Below are 12735 nucleotides of genomic sequence, written 5' to 3' on the forward strand. Positions count from 1 at the left end.
GATTCCCCTTATCCATGGGAGTCAGGCCTTTTATTCACGAAAGAAATGACTTCATCTCTGTTATTCTGAAAAACCTGTTTTCCTAACTCAATTAGTTCATCCATAAATTTAATTTCATCAAAGGGCATTTCTTCCCCTAGCTCTCCATTTAAGCGAAAATAGTTGTCACCGAGCAAATGCCGACAATGATAGGTCACAGATTCGGATGACAATTGCAAAGCTAAATCAAGTAGCTTTGGGGTCATCTTCAAAGAAGGGAGATGAAACGGCAGCCAATGCTTTGCCCCCCAATATTTGTCCTTCCCTATTGTAAAGTCAATATGCTGCAGACCTGTACCAATAGAAAAGATCTCTAATTCCTTTATCTCTTTTTTGAATTGATGTAGAGCCTCTGTTACACAAACGAGTGATGGATTATTCGCCCAAAGTCCCCCGTCAATGGATAGGTATTGATTATTTATATTATTTGGCGGAAAAAAAACTGGGGCAGAACAGGAGGAAAGAACAGCATCCCACAGCTTAATGGATTGATCATCATTTTCCGTATGTCCGTAGTTCGAACGATGGACAAAGGGCTTTCCATTTGTCACATCTACTGCCGGGATCAGAAGCGGCTTTTTTATTTCAGCGAGTGTGATTTCTCCAAATGCCTTTCGAAAAAAGCGGCGTAAATACTGATCACTATACACACTCTTGAATAAACCCACCTTCGCCTGCCGCACAAAGATCTTCTTTCCATATAATTGATAGCTTTCCATTACTTCGCCCATACTCTTCTTCAATACAACAGATGCAGCAATAATCGAACCTGTACTTGTTCCAGCCACTACATCGAATAAATCTCCAATCGGACAATTATATTCTTCCTCTATCGCTTGTAAAATGGCAACAGCAAAAACCCCTCGAATTCCACCGCCATCGATGCAAAGCATTTTCATCTTTTTCACCTTGAAATTATGTCTTCCATTCTACTATTCCCTAACCTGCAAACCTTTAGCAGAAAAAACTGCCACGATGGAATTTTAAAATGCCTGACCGAAAGTGGTCAGGCACTTTTATTATAATACGTCGAGTGTTACCTCTCCGAAATGATCAAAAACAACACGATATGTACCCGCCTATCAAAACAATTCATATATTAGGGCCATTCTGAATTTTTATGTTACATCTTAACATAGGAATTGGAAATTGGGTACCTTTTATCCTTGTTTAACTTGGGAATATTCCCTTTCACTTTCGGAATCAGAATCTCCCTCCCAGCCTTTGCAAACATCCACCCATTCTTTTGCAGAGGAAAACTCAAATAGCTCATCACAGGTAAGCTCGATTGCTGAATTAGTACTGCCGCAAGCAGGGAATAGTGTCTGGAAGCGTTTCATAGAGACATCTAAATAGACATCAAGATCCTTAGCCAAGCCAAATGGGCATACACCGCCTATTACATGCCCCGTTTGCTCCACTACCTCATCTGCTGAGAGCATTCGGGCCTTCATTTGAAAAGCCTGGCGAAACTTCTTATTATCAATCTTTGCATCACCAGCAGCAACAACAAGTATGGCTTTGTCTCCTTCTTCACGAAATGAAAGAGTCTTTGCAATTCGTGCAGGAACGACACCTATAGCTTCAGCTGCCAACTCGACAGTTGCACTTGATGTATCAAACTCCATAATATCCATTTCTCTGTTCCATTTCTCAAAATGAGCCTTTACACTTGCAAACGACATTTTATTCATCCTTTCTAGCAAATATTATGTAAAATAATAACATTCTTTATCACATTGAAGCAACAGGGAACATTGGGTCGAGATAAAAAATGGAGGAAAATATCCCCTTTTTTTACTTCCTTTTATATTTTTCTGCTATAATACTTTTTTAATAGCACTACTAATCTAAATAGTAGATTATCAATTAATGAAGGAAGTGTGTGAACTATTATGTCTACAGGAACCTACACAATGAATGTAAATCAAGTGAAAAAGACGATTGACATAACAGTTAGTGGAAGCTTTACACCTGAAAAAGCACAGGAATTTATTAACGAATACCAACGTAAAACAAGTGTTATTAAGGCTGATGAATTTACACTTCAATTTGATTGCCGGGATCTAAATCTAGTTACACAAGAAATGGTTCCAGAACTTGAAAACTGTTTTCGCCTTTATCAGAGCTCTGGATTCAAAAAGATTATCATTGAAATTAAAAAAAGTGCAGTGTTAAAAATGCAATTAAGCCGTTTAGCACGTAACACCGGATTAAAAAATGTAGAAGTCACTGAAGTTTTATAGAGGGTAACCTTTGAAGGGGTCTATGAGACATTTTTTCTGGTTTTAATAGATTAATGTCTCAGAGATTCTGTCTATGAGACATTTTTTCTAGTTTTAGCAGATTACTGTCTCATAGATTCAGTCTATGGGACATTTCTTCTGGTTTTAGCAGATTACTGTCTTATAGATTCTGTCTAGGGGACAGTTTCTTCTGGTTCCAATAGATTACCGTCTCATTGAAATTTTCATCAGAATTCCCCTATAAATATATGATTGAAAGCATGAAATGATTTTCAAGGCACCCCAGTCTTACTCATTTTTTAATATAATTTATAATATATTTCCAGGAGACGTTATGGCAAACATTAGAATCAATTCAATTGAAGTTTACCACCCTAATAAAGTTGTTAAGAACGACTACTATATTGATCATTTTAAACAAAGAGGCAGAGATATTACTCATTTTTTAGAAGTAATGGGACGGAAAGAAAGATACCTGTCCGATAATAACAGCGAAAACGGAATCACTATGGCCATTGAAGCATCCAAGCTTGTATTGGAAAAGGCCGGAATGACTGGAATGGATATTGATATGATTATCTTCTCTACTCAAGTTCCAGAAAAAACTGTGCCTACGAATGCCATGTATGTTCACCATGCGATTAATGGTAAAAAAGATACCATTGTGATGGATGCAAATGCAAATTGTGCCGGGATGACGATTTCCATAGAACAGGCCTCACGTTATATGTTATCTAATCCGCATGTGAATACTGCCTTAATTATCGGATCAGATCATTTTTCACTTATTGCCAATCCTGAAGAAGAAATTACATACGCTAATTTTGGCGATGCGGCTTGTGCAGTTATCCTCGAAAAAACAAATGAAAATACTGGATTTATTGATGCAATCTATGAAGTAGATTCTAATTATCGGGATAATATACTTTATCCTGAAAAGGGTCTTTCCCATGCGCTTAACGGAAATGGGTCGATTGATTACATGAAATGGCTTCCTTTTGACGGGAGTGTATCTTTGCCATTTACATACGAAAAAATTGAAAAACTTTTAAAACGAAATCATTTAGACATTGAAGAAATTAATAGTTATTGTCTATCTCAATTTGCCCTATCTAATATACTGAAAATCCAAGAAAGATTTAATATTCCTGATCAAAAAATGATATATGTCGGTGACCGGTATGGCTATACAGGGACAAGCAGTCCATTTATTGCCCTTTATGAAGGAATCGAGTCAGGCCGAATTAAACGAGGAGATCTTATCCTTTTTTGGACAATCGGCGGCGGCCATGAATTTATTACCATGTTATTTAAATACTAATCCCTACATCCATAGGATCCCTTAGCCAATTGACAAATCCAGACGAATTGTTTATTGTAAAATTAATTAAAAACGAAAGGGTGACCCAATTAAATGAAGTTCTAATCCTATTTTTCGAAAGCAATCAATTGAAGACCATATTAGCAAGCAGATATCTGCTCTATTTTGTGTTGTCTTCAATCGAGGTTTTCAGAATAGGATTAGGTTTCATTGGTTGGCCCAACAAGGGATCAGTCTCTTTTGGTGTAACCTTATGCCTCCTATTCTGAATGCAGATAGGAGGCATTTTTTTGTCTCCAGCACATGATGGAAATGGGGATGATTGTATGATGCTGTTAGAAGCTAACAATATAAAATTATATATAAAAGACCGTTTATTATTAGATATAGAAAAATTACAGATTCAAAAAAATGATCGAATTGGACTTGTTGGAAGAAACGGCTGTGGTAAAACAACCTTATTAGAGGTTTTATCAGGAAAAACCACTGCTGACAACGGAACCATTGCAGCAAATGGAATTTGCGAGCTTTTGCCACAGCTAAAAAGAACGGATACGTCAAAAAGCGGTGGTGAAGTGACGCAGGAATACATTAACAAGGCTCTCGCAAAGAACCCTGAAATTCTGCTGGCAGATGAACCAACAACTAATTTGGATACAAATCATATTGAATGGCTGGAAAGGAAATTCAAAAAGTCGCTCAGCGCACTTGTCCTTGTTTCACATGACCGGGCATTTTTAGATGTTTTATGTACGAAAATTTGGGAGCTTGATGAAGGAAAAGTGAAGGTATATAAGGGCAACTACTCCGATTATATGGAGCAGAAGGAGTTGGAGCAGAACCAGCAGAAGCAAGCTTATGAAACATATGAAAGAAAGAAAAAGCAGCTTGAAGAAGCTTTAATTTTAAAAGAGAAAAAAGCAGAAAGAGCGACGAAGACGCCCAAAAATGTAAGTGCCTCTGAAGCGAGCATTACTGGTGCCAAGCCTTACTTTGCCAAAAAGCAAAAGAAGCTGCAAAAAGCTGCAAAGGCGATTGAAACTCGTTTGGAAAAACTTGATAAAGTGGAAAAAGTGAAAGATGCGCCTGTCATAAAAATGAATTTGCCTAATGAGGAAACCTTTAAAGGACGAATCGCTTTGCGTGCAGAAGATCTGCAATGTTCTATTGGTAAAAGGATTCTCTGGAAATCGGCAAGCTTTCATGTGCGTGGAGGAGATAAGCTAGCCATTATCGGACCGAATGGAAGCGGAAAAACAACACTCATTAAAAAAATTATTAATGAAGATGATGGAGTATCTATCTCCCCTTCGATGAAAATTGGCTACTTTAGTCAAAACATCGATATATTAAATACGGAAAAATCAATACTGGAAAATGTCAGTTCAACCTCCATACAGAATGAGACATTCATTCGAACAGTCCTAGCAAGGCTGCATTTTTTCAGAGAGGATGTCTATAAGCCCGTTGGCGTTCTAAGTGGTGGTGAAAGGGTAAAAGTAGCATTTGCCAAATTATTTGTGAGTGAAATTAATACCATTATTTTAGATGAACCAACAAACTTTCTCGATATCTCGTCAGTGGAAGCACTCGAATCCCTCTTACAGGAATATGAAGGTACCGTTATTTTTGTTTCTCATGATCGGCAATTTATCGAAAGCGTCGCTACAAGAATCTTAGCGATCAACAAACAGGAAATCCAATTATTTGATGGGACATATGAGGAATACAAGAACTATAAACCCAAAAAGGCACGCGATACGCAAGAAGAGCAGCGGCTCCTGCTAGAAACACGAATAACAGAAGTACTCAGCCGACTTTGTATCGAACCTTCTGATGAGCTGGAATTAGAATTTCAAAAACTTCTAGCAGATAAACGCAAATTGAATAATCAGTAATAGCAAAACGGCAGAAATCAATCTGCCGTTTTTGCTTTGTTTTAATAAAAAAGCATAAAATCATTTACAAACTCATAGTCTTAATTTAGAATATAAAACGTAATAATTACGATTTAGCATTCTAATAGTATCTTACACTTGTAAAAATAAAACGAAGATTGGAGTTTGCAAATATGAAATTTAAGAAGCCACTTCTCGCTTCCCTATTTACGTTCAGTCTCATTCTCGCAGGCTGCGGAAACACAGAAACAGCAAAAAAGGTTGATGAGGAAAAGGTTAACAAGGATAAGGATAAATTAACGGTTTTAACAACCATTTATCCATTAGAAGATTTCACAAAAAAAATTGGCGGAAACTATGTTGATGTTAAAAGTATTTATCCGCCAAATGTGGATGCTCATTCCTTCGAGCCTTCTACAAAAGATATGATGGCACTCGCAGATTCTGATTTATTCATTTATACAGGAGTTGGAATCGAAGGATTTGCAGATAAGGCAACAGAATCATTGAAGAATGAGGATGTTACCATTCTGAAAGCTGGAGAAGGAATTGATCTATTAAAAACAACTCATGTGCATGATCATGAGGGTGAAGATGGACACAACCATGACGAGGATGCGCACAATCACGACGACGGTGAACATAGCCATGACGAAGATGTGCACAGCCACGAAGAAGGCGAACATAACCATAATGAAGACGGGCTTAGCCACGAAGAAAGCGAACATAGCCATGATGAAGAAAGTACCGAAGAACACAACGAACTTGCAGAGGATGGTCATCACCATGGTGACTTTGACCCTCATGTGTGGCTAGATCCTATTCTATCAATTGAACTTGCTACTAATATTAAAAACTCACTAATCCAATTAATGCCTGAACATAAATCAGATTTCGAGGCTAATTTCGAGCAGCTAAAAGGTGATTTAGAACAGCTTGATGAAGAATTTAAGAATACAATTGAGAATTCAAAAACAAAGTATTTACTCGTTTCTCACGCTGCCTATGGGTATTGGGAAGAAAGATACGGAATAGAACAAATTGCTATTGCAGGATTGTCCCCAACACAGGAGCCTACGCAGAAAGGCTTGCAAAGTATTATTGAAGAATCGAAGGAACACCAAATTCAATACGTGATCTTCGAGCAGAACCTATCAACAAAAGTAGCGGAAATTATTCAGAAAGAGATCGGAGCAGAATCTCTGATTCTTCATAATCTAGAAGCAATTACAGATGAGAATTTGAAGCAAAATGATGATTACTTCAGCATAATGCAAAGGAATCTAGAGACGATTAAGAAAGCATTAAACAATTAAGAAAGTGCACGCGCCTTGTTCAGCCTGGCATAGCACACAATACGAGCTGGCTAGAAGGTTAGTCTTTAACCAATTGAACAGATTGGCTTGTGACCTTGAGTCGATAGACGACTTGCGCTAGACATTCTCTAACTCAAAAATTATACATTTTTATCTTATCCCCCTTCTCTATCAAATTGTACTGTATCCTGATAATTTTAAAATTTTTTATAGACAATGCTTGTTCTTTGTTCTGTAAAGAAGACTTAATAAAACACATTAAATAGCACTTTAATTCACAATGAAAGTCGCATAACTAATTACAAACAAAAATGCTCAGAGAATGATGTCTCTGAGCGTTGATTTTATACTAACAAAAGGATAGGTGACTCATAACGGAACCATGGTCCGCTCAGAAATTTAACGGACTCCACTTCTGCTATTTATATTATTTCCACTATTTTCGCAACGCTAGCGGACACCAGTTCCGTTATTGATCATAATTATATAGAATTTACTCTCTCGAACAATAATAGCGGAACCTGAGTCCGAGGATTCTAAGAAATACATGCTTTTTTATGAAATAACGGAACAACAGTCCGCAAAATCATCGTAAATTCTATCCCATATTATTCATTTAATTAAGAAATAGATTTCTCTTCACCTGTTTTCATCTCAGCTTCTAATTGCGCTACTCTCGCATCAATTGTACTTCTATGGAATGATCTGTTCACTTTATCCTCTAAGCGGTCAAGATAGTTTTCGATTTCTTGAAAGCGAGAATATGGTTTATCAGAATAAGTAGTCGAATCCAGCACTTTGTTTATCTGATGATTCGCTCTAGTAACATTTTCTCGTCCCATTAATTCCATTCGGCGAATATACATATCCTTGAGTTTATGCTTCATTTCTTCATATTTACCTTCTAGCTCTTCTAGCTGACCATGTACATGTTTCAGAGATACTCTTAGGCGTTCAGCACGATCTGAATAGTGCTGGTGCTCGGCTGATGCAAATTGATAGAGTTCTGTTTCTCCTGCTTTTGAGGCAACTCCTGCTTGATGCTTTCTTTTTTCGGCAAGCTCTGCTGCTTCTACTAGCTCTCTTTCAAATTCATCCTTTAGTTGATATTGACGCTCGACAAGCTTTTTTACCTTTTCAGTTTCTTGTTCACATTCACGAAGATATTGATTAAGCAATGCAATTGGGTTTTGATTTTCCTTTTTGTCCATAACCTCATTTAAATCTGCTTTAATTGTGTTTTTAATTCGTGTAAATAAGTTCGTCATGATTATTTCTCTCCTTTGATTTAATTATTTTGGTTGTTTTCGCAAACTTTGTTGCTTTTAACATGAAGTGGTAGAAGTTGATTTCCGCTCCAGGCGTTCGCTTTCCGCGGGGTGGGCGGTGAGCCTCCTCGGAGCACACGCTCCTGCGGGATCTCACCTGTCCCACACGTCCCGCAGGAGTCTCACACCTTCCGCTCCAATCAACTAGTTTTTTATCATTTACACAATCTTTTAGAAAACAACTATTATTTATTAATGTCATTCCATTGCTTTTCAAAATTAACAAATGGATCTGTTTCTTTTACTATCACACGTTTGTTTTCATTCCATTTTTTATAAACCAAGTACAGTACATATGCAGCAACAACACCAATGATTGCAGGTGCATTATGGATGGAAGCCATTAGTATAAAGAACCCAACAATTCCTAGCCCAATTTTCCCTCCTGTTGAATCTGTTTTTAGAAATTGTTTGAAAATGAAATATAGAAGCACTAGGCTAACAAGGAACCCGATCATAGGCCCAATAGTAGAAAGTAAGATCATAGCTGAGATACCGCCGATTAAAAGCAAACCAAATTTTTTCATTTTGTTTTCCCCTTTCGTTATCTTGATTTCATCTTACCTTTATTATTGATTTCTCATAACGAGCTTGCGCTTTATTTTCAACTAAGCCTCAAGACTTAGGAAGGGTCAGCCCCTTTTCACTTCTTTAGCAAAGTATTTATTCCAAACGGCAGATGGCCTGCAAGCACAGATTAGAAAGCTCCTTTTCAAATCAAAAACCTTACCGAGCTGGTAAGGTTTTGATTTGGTATGTTTCCTTATTTAATTGCCCCTCTCATGGCTATATCTATTTGCACTGACAGCTTTACTTTTGAAGCAGCGAATGCCTCTCCCCAATGATCTTCCACCTTTTTGTATTGATCATATTGGAAGGCTCTTGCATAAAGCCCTAATCCAATCGGATCAATTTTATTTGTTTGAAATTTTTTAATAATCCCTTTAAATTGCTTTTCCATTTCCTTTTCTATTATTTTTTCTAACCCCCTCAAATCCTTTTCGAAATTAAAAGGGAATAGTCTTTCTGTCAATGCAATCGGCATTTTAATCTTAATATCAAATTTAAAAGTACCTTGATCGTATGAGGTGTGAATCTTTGTTTTTGCTTTAGCAACAATAAAACTCATTTTATCTTTATGAAAAATACTATCATTTGGCTTATTAGGGTTGCTAATAGCCGCAAAAGTGACCTCCCTGCCTAATTCTTTCTGCAAAATAAGCAATAATGACGTTTCCATTGGATCCAATGAGTCTATGTACATTCCTTTCTTATTCAGTAAGGCAGTCCCATTCATTTGGCGCTCTCCACTACTTTTTATATACGACAATGAGGGTGTTACCCCTTTATCAGATATTTGCCTATGCAATTCTCTAAGTGTGGTCTTTACCGTTAATCCCCTTTTCTCGTTTTGATCAATTAATGTCTTTAAATGCAATGGCAAATCTGGTTTATCTTCAGGCTCATAATTAAAGACTGCTGATAGGGAACCATCAACCATCATTACTCTCGTATTATTACTGAATTGGGGATGGCGGTAAAAGGTATCTAGCAAGGGGAACCAATCTTCATGCTCAAGTACTCTTTTACTTAATAACAACACTTCAATTTTCGAACCAGTAACCTCTCCAGATGTTCTTGTATCAAATAGATTTCTTCCACTTTGAATTGTCTCAGCCTTCACATCAACCACTTCAATCTTTTTCTTCGCATCCTCTGAGAACACTGGACTTGATGCAAAGATTCGCAAATTATTCTCCTCATCAAGATCTACGCCAAGCAATAGAATAATTGTCATATCCTCTAATGGAAGCTCTAATTCACAGCCCGTTTGCGTCATGATAAGAATAATACAAAAGATCAAACGGTTAAAATACTTCATTGATAAGTCCTCCTTTTAAAAAATCCCCGAATCCATATAGCAACCAATAAAAATAGCGGAAGTATGTAATCGACAGTGATAAATACCTTTTCTATTTCTTTTTGAAATTGATCATTTTTTGGGAAGGTAGGAGGATAGACATAAACAGAAATACAGATAACGATAAGAAACCATAATAGATGTCTTCGATGATCTTGTTTACCCAGCAGCTGGCTTGTACAAAATACGGTAAAAAACATTAATGGAATCCATGATGCAGACATTACCAATGTGTAATATGCAAAAAATATGAGGTCAATCCGTTCAAGAAATCGAAATTCAATTAGCTTTAGAACTTCAATCGCAGGCGTATTAAATTGGGTTATTTCATCTGGGCTGAATATAGCAAATACGCCAATCGTTATCAGTAACATAGCTACCATTGTCAACGTGTTGGCAATCAAAATTCCTTTAACAGCCGCTTCCTTTTTTTGAAGAAATGGGTACAAAAAAAGCACGACTTCAAAACCTACGAATGAAAACACAGTGGACTGCACAGTTAAAAGGATTGGTGTCAGCCCTTCCTTGAATAACGGCAAGAAGTGCAGCCAATGGGCATTTTCCTTTAATGGGAGAAAGAAAAGAGTAATCATCCATATGGTCATAAAAAAAATCAATTCTGAATATCTGCCTAAAATTCGGATGTTATTTCGTGCTATTACATAACTAGGAATGGATAATAGAATGATTAACGAATACACTTGAATTTCTGGAAAAACTAATGATTGTAAAAAAAGCAGAGACCGAATAAATGTAAGGAATGTAATTGCGGCAAAATACAGAGCAAATAAAATCGTAACAACCTTTCCAATCCATTTTCCAAAGAAATGGGTGAATAGTTCTAAAATTGTCCCCTCAGGGTATCTTTTCATTACTTTAACCATTAATAGACTAAACAACATAGCTAAGAACCATCCCAAGATGATGGAAATCCACCCGTCTGTTCCAGCCCCTTCTGCCACTACCCTAGGAATCTGCAGGACACCAACCCCAACTTGTACACCATGAATTAGAAAAATATATTGCATTTGCGTTATTCCGCTTTTGGAGTACTTATTCATTTTCTATCACCTTTAGGATCGATAAAGTCTGCCTTTTTCTGTTGAATAGCTCTCGTACTTTCCGGCCGTTTTGTAATTGACCATTGAGGAAATCGAAAGAAGGCGTCCTTCCAATCAGATAAGCGTAATGGTGCAATTGGACTTCCATATGGTGTGCCTAATGATTGCAATGAAATGAAATGGCCAATAAGAACCATTAATCCCGCGATTAATCCGATAAAACCAAACACCGAGGTTACAAACATCATCGGAAAGCGAATGATTCGTATAGCTGCACCCATATCATAATTAGGAATGATAAATGAAGCTACCGCTGTCAGAGAGACAATTATCACCATGATATTACTGACAATCCCCGCTTCGACAGCTGCTTGACCAATAACTATTCCACCTACAATTCCAACAGTTTGTCCAATTTTTGTAGGTAAACGCACACCTGCTTCACGAAGCATTTCTAATGTAACCTCCATGATTACAGCTTCTATAAATGGTTGAAATGGAACCCGGTCTCTTGATGTACCGATCGAGATAAGCAGCTTAAGCGGGATAACCTCTAAGTGAAAGGTAATGATTGAGATATAAATAGAAGGCAAAAAGATTGCAACAAAAAAGGCAAAGTAACGAATAAGGCGAATAAAAGAGGCAACAAACCACCGTGTCCCATAATCATCCATCGTTTTAAAAAATGAAATAAATGAAGTGGGACCAATTAATACACTGGGGGATTTATCAACAACCGTAACAATTCTGCCTTCTAATATTTCTAATGCTGCCATATCTGGCCGTTCAGTAATTAAAAGTTGTGGAAAGGGTGAATAGGGATTGTCCTCAATATATTCAGCCAACACACCCGTATTAATAATTTCATCTACCTTTATTCGATTAATCCGATCTTCAAGCTCCTTCAATAATTCTGGTTGGACAACGTCTGCTAAGAACAAAATTGAAATTTTTGTCCTTCCTCTTTCACCAATCGTAAACTCTTTAATTTTCAACTCACGGTTAGGTATATGTTTACGAATTAAGGCAATATTTTGGCTCCCTGTCTCTGTAAATCCGATATGTGCACCCATCAATGCAGATTCAATTGCCGTATCTTCTATCGATCGTTTTGGGAAGTCTGAAGTATTAAATACGGATGCAACCGCATGTTTATCTATAAACAAAAGACAGCTGCCTTGTAAAATGGCACTTTCTATTTCCTCCCATGTATTCTTCTCCTCTAATTTTCCAAGTGATATCTTTGAACCTATATCACTATCCCCGCCCCCATCTACATATAAAAGCGGGCTTAATATTTGATCATTAATTAACTTACTATCCGTCACACTACTAAGATATACTAAAGCCGCTTGGCTCTGTGTTTGTTTAATAACTAACAATCTAACAATTAAATCCGGGGCATCACAAAAGATAGACTGAACCTTCGCTATATTATCCAATAACTCCGAACTAATTAAGGTTTCATGAGAGGTTTCTATATGTTGTTGCTTCAAATTAGTGCCTCTCTTACCTTTTGTGTGCCTTGAAAATATCATGAAAATTCCCACCTAAATTTGATAATTTAGTTTATATCTTTAGCTATAAAACCATACATTGCATTTT

Annotated in this window: 11 protein-coding genes; 4 read left to right on the forward strand and 7 right to left on the reverse strand. The window is 37.0% G+C overall.

Going from position 1 to position 12735, the window contains the following annotated elements; translation table 11 throughout:
* Window positions 1–8 precede the first annotated feature (8 nt).
* Both ACFYKT_RS18650 and ACFYKT_RS18655 read right to left on the reverse strand, forming a co-directional pair.
* Window positions 9–938 (reverse strand): CBASS cGAMP-activated phospholipase, encoded by a 930-nt coding sequence (locus tag ACFYKT_RS18650; RefSeq protein ID WP_389222638.1) that lies wholly within the window; start codon window positions 936–938, stop codon window positions 9–11.
* 261 nt (window positions 939–1199) lie between these two features.
* Window positions 1200–1724, reverse strand: a complete 525-nt coding sequence (locus tag ACFYKT_RS18655; protein WP_389222640.1) for a YbaK/EbsC family protein — start codon at window positions 1722–1724, stop codon at window positions 1200–1202.
* Between the two features lie 231 nt (window positions 1725–1955).
* On the opposite strand from ACFYKT_RS18655, the gene ACFYKT_RS18660 reads away from it, so the two are divergent.
* The 4 genes from ACFYKT_RS18660 (at window position 1956) to ACFYKT_RS18675 (ending at window position 6820) form a co-directional block, all read left to right on the forward strand.
* Complete coding sequence (locus ACFYKT_RS18660; RefSeq protein ID WP_389222642.1) at window positions 1956–2285, forward strand: hypothetical protein; 330 nt, start codon at window positions 1956–1958, stop codon at window positions 2283–2285.
* Window positions 2286–2619: 334 nt separating this feature from the next.
* Window positions 2620–3606, forward strand: a complete 987-nt coding sequence (locus ACFYKT_RS18665) for a ketoacyl-ACP synthase III (RefSeq protein WP_389222644.1) — start codon at window positions 2620–2622, stop codon at window positions 3604–3606.
* A gap of 326 nt (window positions 3607–3932) precedes the next feature.
* Window positions 3933–5504 carry a Vga family ABC-F type ribosomal protection protein gene (locus ACFYKT_RS18670; protein WP_389222720.1) on the forward strand — a complete coding sequence of 524 codons (1572 nt, stop codon included), beginning with the start codon at window positions 3933–3935 and terminating at the stop codon, window positions 5502–5504.
* Window positions 5505–5677: 173 nt separating this feature from the next.
* Entirely contained in the window at window positions 5678–6820 is a 1143-nt protein-coding gene (locus ACFYKT_RS18675; protein ID WP_389222646.1) for a metal ABC transporter substrate-binding protein, read from the forward strand.
* A gap of 620 nt (window positions 6821–7440) precedes the next feature.
* Here ACFYKT_RS18675 and ACFYKT_RS18680 read toward each other — a convergent pair.
* From ACFYKT_RS18680 to ACFYKT_RS18700, 5 genes are all read right to left on the reverse strand, one after another.
* A complete protein-coding gene (locus tag ACFYKT_RS18680) occupies window positions 7441–8088 on the reverse strand; it encodes a PspA/IM30 family protein (RefSeq protein ID WP_389222648.1) in 648 nt (215 codons plus the stop codon).
* Window positions 8089–8333: 245 nt separating this feature from the next.
* Window positions 8334–8675, reverse strand: a complete 342-nt coding sequence (locus ACFYKT_RS18685; RefSeq protein ID WP_389222650.1) for a lmo0954 family membrane protein — start codon at window positions 8673–8675, stop codon at window positions 8334–8336.
* Between the two features lie 236 nt (window positions 8676–8911).
* Complete coding sequence (locus tag ACFYKT_RS18690) at window positions 8912–10030, reverse strand: Ger(x)C family spore germination protein (protein ID WP_389222652.1); 1119 nt, start codon at window positions 10028–10030, stop codon at window positions 8912–8914.
* Window positions 10027–11130, reverse strand: coding sequence for a GerAB/ArcD/ProY family transporter (locus ACFYKT_RS18695; RefSeq protein ID WP_389222654.1), 1104 nt, complete (start codon window positions 11128–11130; stop codon window positions 10027–10029). The genes ACFYKT_RS18690 and ACFYKT_RS18695 overlap by 4 nt, the downstream gene beginning before the upstream one ends.
* On the reverse strand, window positions 11127–12668 hold the full coding sequence (locus ACFYKT_RS18700; RefSeq protein ID WP_389222656.1) for a spore germination protein: 1542 nt from the start codon (window positions 12666–12668) through the stop codon (window positions 11127–11129). The genes ACFYKT_RS18695 and ACFYKT_RS18700 overlap by 4 nt, the downstream gene beginning before the upstream one ends.
* Window positions 12669–12735: the final 67 nt, after the last annotated feature.

This window comes from Cytobacillus mangrovibacter, from assembly GCF_042865275.1.
In the GTDB taxonomy this organism is placed as follows: Bacteria; Bacillota; Bacilli; order Bacillales; family Cytobacillaceae; genus Cytobacillus; species Cytobacillus mangrovibacter.

What these genes read in the sequence shown, in the direction of transcription:
- ACFYKT_RS18650 (WP_389222638.1), bottom strand. Translation starts at nt 938, where the DNA reads ATGAAAATGCTTTGCATCGATGGCGGTGGAATTCGAGGGGTTTTTGCT.
- ACFYKT_RS18655 (WP_389222640.1), bottom strand. Translation starts at nt 1,724, where the DNA reads ATGTCGTTTGCAAGTGTAAAGGCTCATTTTGAGAAATGGAACAGAGAA.
- ACFYKT_RS18660 (WP_389222642.1), top strand. Translation starts at nt 1,956, where the DNA reads ATGAATGTAAATCAAGTGAAAAAGACGATTGACATAACAGTTAGTGGA.
- ACFYKT_RS18665 (WP_389222644.1), top strand. Translation starts at nt 2,620, where the DNA reads ATGGCAAACATTAGAATCAATTCAATTGAAGTTTACCACCCTAATAAA.
- ACFYKT_RS18670 (WP_389222720.1), top strand. Translation starts at nt 3,933, where the DNA reads ATGATGCTGTTAGAAGCTAACAATATAAAATTATATATAAAAGACCGT.
- ACFYKT_RS18675 (WP_389222646.1), top strand. Translation starts at nt 5,678, where the DNA reads ATGAAATTTAAGAAGCCACTTCTCGCTTCCCTATTTACGTTCAGTCTC.
- ACFYKT_RS18680 (WP_389222648.1), bottom strand. Translation starts at nt 8,088, where the DNA reads ATGACGAACTTATTTACACGAATTAAAAACACAATTAAAGCAGATTTA.
- ACFYKT_RS18685 (WP_389222650.1), bottom strand. Translation starts at nt 8,675, where the DNA reads ATGAAAAAATTTGGTTTGCTTTTAATCGGCGGTATCTCAGCTATGATC.
- ACFYKT_RS18690 (WP_389222652.1), bottom strand. Translation starts at nt 10,030, where the DNA reads ATGAAGTATTTTAACCGTTTGATCTTTTGTATTATTCTTATCATGACG.
- ACFYKT_RS18695 (WP_389222654.1), bottom strand. Translation starts at nt 11,130, where the DNA reads ATGAATAAGTACTCCAAAAGCGGAATAACGCAAATGCAATATATTTTT.
- ACFYKT_RS18700 (WP_389222656.1), bottom strand. Translation starts at nt 12,668, where the DNA reads ATGATATTTTCAAGGCACACAAAAGGTAAGAGAGGCACTAATTTGAAG.